Source organism: Enterococcus sp. GC34 (assembly GCF_040886645.1).
Classification (GTDB): domain Bacteria; phylum Bacillota; class Bacilli; order Lactobacillales; family Enterococcaceae; genus Enterococcus; species Enterococcus faecalis.
In genome coordinates this window covers 1-3066 of the sequence record NZ_JBFOEF010000024.1, presented here as the reverse complement: position 1 = coordinate 3066, position 3066 = coordinate 1, and the positions used below count along the sequence as shown (strand labels likewise).

At 32.4% G+C, this 3066-nt stretch carries 2 protein-coding genes and 1 pseudogene; 1 reads left to right on the top strand and 2 read right to left on the bottom strand.

What is annotated here, in order from left to right:
- Nucleotides 1-532: 532 nt before the first annotated feature.
- Nucleotides 533-1081, bottom strand: a complete 549-nt coding sequence (locus AB3I72_RS13720; RefSeq protein ID WP_143351443.1) for a helix-turn-helix domain-containing protein — start codon at nt 1079-1081, stop codon at nt 533-535.
- 710 nt (nt 1082-1791) lie between these two features.
- On the opposite strand from AB3I72_RS13720, the pseudogene AB3I72_RS13715 reads away from it, so the two are divergent.
- Nucleotides 1792-1938, top strand: a pseudogene (locus AB3I72_RS13715) (antitoxin epsilon); the annotation flags it as partial.
- A 288-nt stretch (nt 1939-2226) separates the two neighbouring features.
- Here the strand turns inward: AB3I72_RS13715 and AB3I72_RS13710 are convergent.
- Nucleotides 2227-3060, bottom strand: a complete 834-nt coding sequence (locus tag AB3I72_RS13710) for a replication initiation protein (RefSeq protein WP_081123855.1) — start codon at nt 3058-3060, stop codon at nt 2227-2229.
- Between the last annotated feature and the right edge of the window lie 6 nt (nt 3061-3066).

Below are 3066 nucleotides of genomic sequence, written 5' to 3'. Positions count from 1 at the left end.
ATCCTTTCAAAACGAATATAATTTCACTATATCATATTCATTTAGTATAGAATAGTAAAAAAAATATAAAACAGAATTTTACTATGGAGTGGTGTGTATTTTACTATGGAGTGGTGTGTATTTTACTATGGAGTGGTGTGTATTTTACTATGGAGTGGTGTGTATTTTACTATGGTATTATGCTTATAAACGTTGGTATAAAGCCATTCTCATTTCCCTAAGTATTATAAAGTATTAAAGAAGTATAAAGGAAATATAAAAGCGCGCGTAGGCGTGTGTTTTGTTTCTCTATTCTTAAAATAAAAACCACAAACCAAAAAATAAAAAAAGGAGTGAGCGAAATTCACGCTCACATTTTACTTGCAGCGTTCACTTCGTTCACTCGCTAAAATCAAAACCGCTTTAAGGAACTGGGGGATAGGTCTATAAGACCATATTTTACATTCTAAACGACTTTAGATGTAACCCTTAGTCTTTCCTGTTAAGGCTCACTCCGTTCGGTCAGGGCAAGCCCTAACAACCCTAAATCTTTTTAAAAAGCATTATATTTAAAACGGATAAACAATATTATGGCTAACAATACAATCACAAGTCCTACACTAAAGGTAATAGACCATATCTTTTGTTTATTTGTCCGATTATCCCACTTACCATCTGACAGTTCCATATATCTCCTAGAAAAATAAAGAACACAAAAGAAATTAAAGAAAGTCCCTATTGCTAGGGCGCATGAGATAATTATAGGTAATTCTCCAAAAATAGGACTTACTGCAAGTATAAAAAGAAAAACCAAATTTGTTATAGAACTACAAGCTAGATAAACCTTGGATTGTTTAATTTCAGCTTTCTTTTTAATATTTTCGACCATGGTTGACCCCTCCAATAATAAATTATTTAAGGAAATATCAAATAAACGAGAGATCCGTATTACATTATCTATATCGGGAGTCGTTTTATTCGTCTCCCAATTTGATATAGTCTTGCTGCTAACCAATAATTTGTTAGCTAAATCTTCTTGAGTTAACCCTTCCGCTTTTCTTTTAGTCTGCAACGTTTCTCCAAAATTCATATGATTTTCCATACCTCCAATTTACAAAATTTAGATTATTGTATCTATCCCGTCTCTTTCTAATTAGCGTAAAAAGACTAGAAAATAATTTCTAAAAAGGGAATATTGACACTATTTAAATCAATATCGCCATGTTTTCACTAATTTTTTAACTAACCATACCAACGCTAAAATATTCAAGAGGATATAAACCACTGTGACAACAAGTCCACCATACTTGCAGCGTTCACTTTGTTCACTCGCTAAAATCAAAACCGCTTTAAGGAACTGGGGGATAGGTCTATAAGACCATATTTTACATTCTAAACGACTTTAGATGTAACCCTTAGTCTTTCTAGTTAAGGCTCACTCCGTTCGGTCAGGGCAAGCCCTAACAACCCTTAGGTAAAAAAGTAAGATCAATCGGCTATTCTTTATGTTTTTTTGATAACTCCATTCAAAACTGATTTTAAGCCACCTATTAGCCTGTCTCAGGCGTTTCGTTAGCTTCTTGGTATAAATAGCTGATTATCAGATAAAACCTCTTAAAACGAAAAATAGGCACCTTTACTGTTATCTCTAGTTGAATCTGATTGCCAAAATCTAATAAATGAACCGTAGAATGGAAATAAGAGCCTTTTAAAAGCATTAAAGTAATTCTAATTGCACGTTTTATTTTGATTAAACTAGCGTAGTCTGTTTAATTAAAATAAAATGTTTAGTTGAGCAAAGCGAAACTCGGAACCAGGCTACAAACAAATTTACTAAAGCAATTATCAAATATGAATCAAATTGATTTATTTAAATTATCTCTTGAAGAATTAAAAGCTCATCATGAGTATTTAAGAAATATAAAAAAATATGCAGACATCGTCACACGAACGAAGTGAGTTTTATTAAAACACGCTTGACGATAAAACTTAAATAGTTTAAGTTTTATAGCACAATTACGCTGAAACGAAGTTACTGCGTATAAGTGCGCCCTTAAAAATAAGGGGTACGTCTCTATAAAGTTAATTTGAAAAATATTCCCTTAGCGATTTTTACTAAGGGCGCACTTATACCCACCAAATTTTTCTTACGAAAAATTGCTGTGTTTGTGCTAAAAAAGAGTACAGATCACTCACGTGAATTTGTACTCTTTTTTCGTCAAGCGTGTTTGTTAAAATTCGCTACGCTCATGTAAAAATATTATCTCCATTCAACCAGTCATGAGTAGAAATACTTGTAACGCAGTCATCATTTTCTGCTGTTGCTCGTTGAACCGTCCAATTATTATGAATTTCAACTTGAACCACTTTACGACCATAGCGTCCTTGTAAAAGTTCTAAGTTCATGTCGTCGATTTTTAAGTTAATTTCCTCGATTGCTTTTATAAGGACTTGATTTTTCAAAGAATTGTAGGAATAACTTTTTGGTGCTCCAAGCCATTCTTTAAATTCTTCTGGGGTCCCTTGTAAGATTGCAATTGATTTTCCTTTATCCTTATCAGCTTCTCTCATAAGTTTGTAAAGCAAAATAGAATATTTACTTTTGAGCTTGACCGTATCTATGAGTAAGTATTGCGTATAATTCTTGCTTAAATCTAATAGGTAAGGAGTGAGTTTTTTATCAAACGACAAGAGGACTTTTCCGTTTTTAAAGTATTCAGCAGAAGAAACCCACCCAGTACGCACAATACTTTCTCTTTCTTGATTATAGATAGTCACTTCTTTCTTTCTCAAATCATCTAATGTATTAGCAATTTGATTGTAAGTACGACCACTACGCTTAATTTCTAAAACATTAGTTAATTCATACATAGAAGTTTCAAGCTCCTCAAATTCTTTATCCTCTGGTTGAATTTTAGAGATAAGAAAGTCGACTATTTTTAGCTGATTAACTGTTAAATCATGCTTTGCTTTAGCTATTAGGTCGTTAGATTCAACAACGTAATAATATTGTTGTTGTTCATACTTGTCTAAAGCGAAGTTACGGTCGTTTTGCCAAATATAATTCTGTTTTTGTTTCATAATTTT